General features: G+C 71.5%; 6 protein-coding genes and 1 pseudogene. 3 read left to right on the top strand and 4 right to left on the bottom strand.

Annotation, left to right across the window (positions count from 1 at the left end; all coding sequences use genetic code 11):
* From ACIA8Q_RS20800 to ACIA8Q_RS20790, 3 genes and pseudogenes are all read left to right on the top strand, one after another.
* Nucleotides 1–94, top strand: a pseudogene (locus ACIA8Q_RS20800) (roadblock/LC7 domain-containing protein); the annotation flags it as partial.
* A 161-nt stretch (nucleotides 95–255) separates the two neighbouring features.
* A complete protein-coding gene (locus ACIA8Q_RS20795; RefSeq protein ID WP_396317530.1) occupies nucleotides 256–936 on the top strand; it encodes a DUF742 domain-containing protein in 681 nt (226 codons plus the stop codon).
* On the top strand, nucleotides 917–1,501 hold the full coding sequence (locus ACIA8Q_RS20790) for an ATP/GTP-binding protein (RefSeq protein ID WP_387902156.1): 585 nt from the start codon (nucleotides 917–919) through the stop codon (nucleotides 1,499–1,501). The genes ACIA8Q_RS20795 and ACIA8Q_RS20790 overlap by 20 nt, the downstream gene beginning before the upstream one ends.
* 72 nt (nucleotides 1,502–1,573) lie before the next feature.
* On the opposite strand, the gene cimA is transcribed toward ACIA8Q_RS20790, so the two are convergent.
* From cimA to ACIA8Q_RS20770, 4 genes are all read right to left on the bottom strand, one after another.
* On the bottom strand, nucleotides 1,574–3,178 hold the full coding sequence (gene cimA / locus ACIA8Q_RS20785) for a citramalate synthase (protein WP_360204840.1): 1,605 nt from the start codon (nucleotides 3,176–3,178) through the stop codon (nucleotides 1,574–1,576).
* Between the two features lie 351 nt (nucleotides 3,179–3,529).
* Nucleotides 3,530–4,642: a branched-chain amino acid aminotransferase gene (locus ACIA8Q_RS20780; protein ID WP_360204837.1), complete on the bottom strand. Its 1,113-nt coding sequence runs from the start codon at nucleotides 4,640–4,642 to the stop codon at nucleotides 3,530–3,532.
* A 243-nt stretch (nucleotides 4,643–4,885) separates the two neighbouring features.
* Nucleotides 4,886–5,923 (bottom strand): 3-isopropylmalate dehydrogenase, encoded by a 1,038-nt coding sequence (locus ACIA8Q_RS20775; RefSeq protein WP_360204835.1) that lies wholly within the window; start codon nucleotides 5,921–5,923, stop codon nucleotides 4,886–4,888.
* A 79-nt stretch (nucleotides 5,924–6,002) separates the two neighbouring features.
* Nucleotides 6,003–6,566: a Uma2 family endonuclease gene (locus tag ACIA8Q_RS20770; RefSeq protein WP_360204832.1), complete on the bottom strand. Its 564-nt coding sequence runs from the start codon at nucleotides 6,564–6,566 to the stop codon at nucleotides 6,003–6,005.
* Between the last annotated feature and the right edge of the window lie 35 nt (nucleotides 6,567–6,601).

Below are 6,601 nucleotides of genomic sequence, written 5' to 3'. Positions count from 1 at the left end.
CGTCGGCTACGAGATGGCCCTGCTCGTCGACCGCGCCGGCGCCGTCCTCACCCCCGCACTCCGCGCGGAACTCCAGGGCAGTCTCCTGCACTGACGGTTCGTCGGATACCGTCCAGGTATTCGAAGTACCTCCGCGTCCCTCCCGGGCCCGCTTCGGCGGGCTCGGGTTCGGACGTTGTACGGCCTTCGCACCACCGGCTCCGGACCTGCGCCGAAGCTCGCACCGCACCGCCGCACCCTGTGAGGAGAGGAACCGTGACACCGCCCGACGACCGTAGCGGCCAGTACGGCGTTCCGTACCCCGGCACAGGCCATGACGCCTTCGGAGCACCTGGCGTCGGCCACGGTCAGCAGTACGGCCGGCCGCAGCACGCCGAGCAGTACGACCAGCACCAGCACCCGTACGGCCGGCAGGAACAGTACGACCCGCAGGGCCGGCAGGGGCCGTGGGGCCAGCCCGGCCCCTACGGACAGCCGCAGCCCTCCTACGGCACGCCGCAGCCCGGCCCGCCGGTCCCGACGCCCGAACCGGCCCCCGGCTACCAGCCGGCCCAGGAGCCCGGGCACGTCGAGGAGTTCGAGGACGAGACCGACTCCGGCCCGCTGATCCGGCCCTTCGCGATGACCGGCGGCCGCACCAGACCGCGCTACGAACTCGCGCTGGAGGCCCTCGTCTCCGCCGACGTCGACCCGCAGCGGCTGGCCACCCTGCTCCCCGAGCACCAGCGGATCTGCACGCTGTGCACGGAGGTCAAATCCGTCGCGGAGGTGTCGGCGCTGCTCTCGCTTCCCCTGGGAGTGGCCCGCATCCTCGTGGCCGACCTGGCCGAGGCCGGCCTGGTCGCCATCCACCAGCCCGCTTCCGGCGGCGAATCCGGAAACCAGCCCGACGTCACGCTGCTCGAAAGGGTCCTCAGTGGACTTCGCAAGCTCTAACGCGGCCGCCCCCACCCGCGCCACCACCTCCGCGAAGATCGTCGTCGCGGGCGGCTTCGGTGTCGGCAAGACCACGCTCGTCGGCGCCGTCTCCGAGATCAACCCCCTGCGCACCGAAGCCGTCATGACCTCGGCCTCCGCCGGCATCGACGACATCAGCCACGTCTCCGGCAAGACGACCACCACCGTCGCCATGGACTTCGGCCGCATCACCCTCGACGAGGACCTCATCCTCTACCTGTTCGGCACCCCCGGACAGGACCGCTTCTGGTTCATGTGGGACGACCTCGTCCGCGGAGCCATCGGCGCCGTCGTCCTCGTCGACACCCGCCGCCTCGCCGACTGCTTCCCCGCCCTCGACTACTTCGAGAACAGCGGACTCCCCTTCGTCGTCGCCCTCAACGGCTTCGACGGACACCAGCCCCACACCCCCGACGAGGTCCGCGAGGCCCTCCAGCTCAGCGCCGACACCCCCGTCATCACCCTCGACGCCCGCCGGCGCGACAGCGCCAAGAGCGCCCTCATCACCCTCGTCGAACACGCCCTCCTCGCCCGCCTCCGCTGAGGCCGGTGAACGGTGCCCGTGGACCCTCCGGCGGAGGGTCCACGGGCCGCGGGCGCGTGGCGCGGGGGCGCGCTACTCGGCCGGGTCCAGGCCGGCCCTGATCAGGCCGTAGGTGTAGGCGTCCTCCAGGGCCAGCCAGGAGGCCGCCACCACGTTGTCGGCCACCCCGACGGTGGACCAGGTGGTGGTGCCGTCGGTGGACTCGATCAGCACCCGGGTCTTGGAGCCGGTGCCGTGCTGGCCCTCCAGGATGCGGACCTTGTAGTCCACCAGCTCGAACCTGGCGAGCTGCGGGAAGGTCCGCTCCAGCGCGGCCCGCAACGCCTGGTCGAGGGCGTTCACCGGGCCGTTGCCCTCACCGGTGGCGATCCGGCGCTCGCCCTTCGCCCACAGCTTCACCGTGGCCTCGTTCCCGGTGAAGCCGTTCGGGCCCTGCTCGCTGATGGTCCGCCAGGACTCCAGGGTGTAGAAGCGGTCGCGGCTGCCGCGCACCTCGTCGCGCAGCAGCAGTTCGAAGGAGGCGTCCGCGGACTCGTAGGTGTAGCCGAGGTTCTCCTGCTCCTTCACCCGGGCGACCACCCGGCCGGCGAGATCCCGGTCGGAGGAGAGGTCGTAGCCGAGCTCCTTGCCCTTGAGCTCGACCGAGGCCCGGCCGGCCATGTCGGAGACCAGCATCCGCATGGTGTTGCCGACCCGCTCGGGGTCGATGTGCTGGTAGAGGTCCGGGTCGACCTTGATCGCGGAGGCGTGCAGGCCCGCCTTGTGCGCGAAGGCCGAGTAGCCCACGTACGGCTGGTGGGTGGAGGGGGTCAGGTTGACCACCTCGGCGATCGCGTGCGAGATCCGGGTCATCTCGGCCAGCCGGCCCTCCGGCAGCACCCGCCGGTCGTGCTTGATCTCCAGCGCCCCGACCACCGGGAACAGGTTGGCGTTGCCGACCCGCTCGCCGTAGCCGTTGGCGGTGCACTGCACGTGGGTCGCGCCGGCGTCCACCGCGGCCAGGGTGTTGGCCACCGCGCAGCCGGTGTCGTCCTGGGCGTGGATGCCCAGCCGGGCCCCGGTGACGGCCAGCACGTCGGCGACGATCTCCCGGACGTCCGAGGGCAGCATCCCGCCGTTGGTGTCGCAGAGCACCACCACGTCCGCCCCGGCCCGGTGCGCGGTGCGGACCACGTCCAGCGCGTAGTCGCGGTTCGCCCGGTAGCCGTCGAAGAAGTGCTCGCAGTCGATGAACACCCGCCGCCCCTGGGCCCGCAGGAACTCCACGCTGTCCCGGACCATCTCCAGGTTCTCGTCCAGGGTGGTGCGCAGCGCCAGCTCCACGTGCCGGTCGTGCGACTTGGCGACCAGCGTGATCACGGGGGCGCCGGAGGCGACCAGTGCGGCCAGCTGCGGGTCCTCCGCGGCCCTGCCGCCGGCCCGGCGGGTGGCCCCGAAGGCGACCAGCCGGGCGTGCCGCAGGTCCAGCTCCGCGGCGGCACGGGCGAAGAACTCGGTGTCGCGCGGGTTCGCCCCGGGCCACCCGCCCTCGATGAAGCCCACCCCGAACTCGTCCAGGTACCGGGCGATGGCCAGCTTGTCCGCCACCGTCAGGTTGATGCCCTCCCGCTGCGCGCCGTCGCGCAGGGTGGTGTCGAACACGTGGAAACTGTCGTCGGTACGGCTGACCTCGGTCATGACCCCTGGTTCTCCGTTTCGGGGAGGTTGTACTGCTCTGCCGGATCTCGAGTCCCGGCTCCACTGTCCAGCATCCCGCGCGCGCCCCGGTGTCCCCGAGCCCCTTGTGGGGGCTCCCGGCCGGTCCGGGGTAAACAAAAAGACCCCTCGCGGGTGCGAGAGGTCTGCGCGCGGGTCTGGACGCTGGTGGTCGCTCCGCATCGGGTCCTGCGGGAGCGGTCACTGCGGACCGGCGCGCCTGCTGCTAATAATCAGCGACAGCGAGGACACGCTGGCAGTCTGGCACAGCCCCCGCGGTCCGGCCCGCCCGTCTCGCGATGCGAAACGCGGCAGGCCGGCGCGGGTGCGGAATCAGACGATCTTGTGCAGCCAGCCGTGGGTGTCGGGGGCCTGGCCGCCCTGGATCGCCAGCAGCGCCCGGCGCAGCTCCATGGTGACCGGGCCGGGCTCGCCGGCGCCGACCGTCCAGTCGGCGGCGGCCGACTTCACCGAGCCGACCGGGGTGATCACGGCGGCGGTGCCGCAGGCGAACACCTCGGTGAGGGTGCCGTCGGCGTTGGCCCGCTGCCACTCGTCGGTGGAGATCTTGCGCTCCTCGACGGCGTAGCCGAGGTCGGCGGCGAGCTGCAGCAGCGAGTCGCGGGTGATGCCGGGCAGCAGGGCGCCGGACAGCTCCGGGGTGACGATCTTCGCGTCCGCGCCCTCGCCGAAGACGAAGTACAGGTTCATGCCGCCCATCTCCTCGACCCACCGGTGCTCGGCGGCGTCGAGCCAGACCACCTGGTCGCAGCCCTTGGCGGCGGCCTCCGCCTGGGCGATCAGCGAGGCGGCGTAGTTGCCGGCGCACTTGGCGGCGCCGGTGCCGCCGGGCGCGGCCCGGACGTACTCCTTGGACAGCCACACCGAGACCGGCTTGACGCCGCCCGGGAAGTAGGCGCCGGCCGGCGAGGCGATGATCATGAACAGGTAGGAGTTGGCCGGCCGGACACCCAGACCGACCTCGGTGGCGAACATGAACGGGCGCAGGTACAGGCTCTGCTCGGGCTCGTTCGGCACCCAGGCCTGCTCCTGCTGGACGAGCAGCTCGACGGCCTCGACGAAGGTCTCCACCGGCAGCTCCGGCATCGCCAGGCGGCGGGCCGAGGCCTGGAAGCGGGCGGCGTTGGCCTCCGGGCGGAAGGTCGCGATGGAGCCGTCGGCCTGGCGGTAGGCCTTGAGGCCCTCGAAGATCGCCTGGCCGTAGTGCAGCGTCATGTTCGCCGGGTCGATCTCCAGCGGCGCGTACGGCGCCAGCTGGGCGTCGTGCCAGCCCACGCCCTCGGTCCAGCGGATGGTGACCATGTGATCGGTGAAGACCCGGCCGAAACCGGGGTTGGCCAGCCGGGCCTCGCGCTCCGCGGCGGGCAGCGGGTGGGCGGAAGGCTTGAGGTCGAACGAGATGGGCGCCTGGGTGGGCGTGCTCATGGCTGTTTCCTTCACCGTGGGGTTGGTTCGGGTCGCCACCGCCGGTGGACGTCACGGCGAACGATCACCGGAACGAACGCACGGCGGCACGACCCACTGTCGATACTCGCATCCAGAGGGCCGTGCCGAACAGTCGCCCGCTCCTTGGGGAGCTGCAAGCTGCGGTTATGCGGTCGGGCCCACCGGGCCGGACCTTGTCGGACCCGGCTCGTCGGCCGGACTCCGTCCTTCGGATCCGGCCCGTCAGCCGGCTACTCGGTCGGCGAGCGCGTCGCCGACCTCGGAGGTGCTGCGGGTGCCGGTGCGCTCGGCCAGGTCCGCGGCGACGGCGGCCTCCACGCGGGCCGCCTCCGCGGCGAAGCCCAGGTGCTCCAGCAGCATGGCGACCGACAGCACGGTGGCCGTCGGGTCGGCCTTGCCCTGGCCGGCGATGTCCGGCGCCGAACCGTGCACCGGCTCGAACATCGACGGGAACTCGCCGCTCGGGTTGATGTTGCCGCTCGCGGCCAGGCCGATCCCGCCGGTCACGGCGGCGGCCAGGTCGGTCAGGATGTCGCCGAACAGGTTGTCGGTGACGATGACGTCGAAGCGTTCCGGCTGGGTGACGAAGAAGATCGTCGCCGCGTCGACGTGCAGGTAGTCGGTGGTGACCTCGGGGAACTCCTCGCCGACCGCGGCGAAGATCCGCGACCACAGGTGCCCGGCGTGCACCAGCACGTTGTTCTTGTGCACCAGGGTGAGCTTCTTGCGCGGCCGCGCCTGGGCCCGGCGGTAGGCGTCGCGCACCACGCGCTCGATGCCGAAGGCGGTGTTGAGGCTGACCTCGGTGGCCACCTCCTGCTCCGTCCCGGTGCGCAGCGAACCGCCGTTGCCCACGTACGGGCCCTCGGTGCCCTCGCGGACCACCACGAAGTCGATGTCCGGCTCGCCCGCCAGCGGGGACTTCACCCCGGGGAACAGCCGGCCGGGGCGCAGGTTGATGTGGTGGTCGAAGGCGAAGCGCAGCTTCAGCAGCAGCCCCCGCTCCAGCACGCCCGACGGCACGCTCGGGTCGCCGATGGCGCCCAGCAGGATCGCGTCGTGGGACTTCAGCTCCGCCAGCACGGAGTCCGGCAGCGTCTCCCCGGTCCGGTGGTAGCGCCGGGCCCCGAGGTCGTACTCGGTGGTCTCCAGCTTGACGTCGGCGGGAAGCACCGCGCCCAGGACCTTCAGACCTTCGGCCACCACTTCCTGGCCGATGCCGTCACCCGGGACTACTGCGAGACGAATCGTGCGAGACATGCTCGGACCCTACTCCGCCGTCCCAGGGGCTGACACCTGGCGTCCACCATCCGGACGCGCCGGGCCGGGACGGGCCGGCTCAGGTCAGGTCGACCTCGACCGGGAACGGGCGCTCGACCTTCAGCTGCTTGTGGTGGATGCCGGTCAGCCCATAGCCCCTGGTCGCCGGGTCCAGCTCGTACGTGTGGACGACCGGGCGGCCCTCGTCGCACTCGACGCGCCAGAAGTGGCGGATGCCGGCTGCCGCGTACTTGCGCGGCTTGGTCTCACGGTCACGCTCGCGGGACTCCTCCGAAACGACCTCGACCGCCAGCAGGACGTGCTCGGCGGAAAAGCCCGTCTGGCGGTAACCGGTGTCCGAGTCCTCGTGGACCACGAGGATGTCCGGCTCCGGCCGGTTCCTCCGGTCCAGGGTGACCGTCATTTCCGGCCACACCTCCCAACCCGCCGGAACCGCCTTCTCCAGCCCACGCTCCAGCATGCGCTTCGCCCGAACATGGAACTTCGTCTGCGGACTCACGAAGATCAGGCTCCCGTCGAGCAGTTCGGTGTGCGGCGGGAGATCAGGCAGCCGGTCGAGATCCTCTGCGGTGTAGCCGCCGACAGGAGGCCGGATCCAGTCGGGGTACGGCGAGATGCTCATGGTTCCTCCCATACGGGCATCCTGGCGGCGCTCCC

This window comes from Kitasatospora sp. NPDC051705, from assembly GCF_044453265.1.
Lineage (GTDB): Bacteria > Actinomycetota > Actinomycetes > Streptomycetales > Streptomycetaceae > Kitasatospora.
Note: the sequence above shows the minus strand (reverse complement) of the source record. Positions and strands in the feature narration are given on the sequence as shown.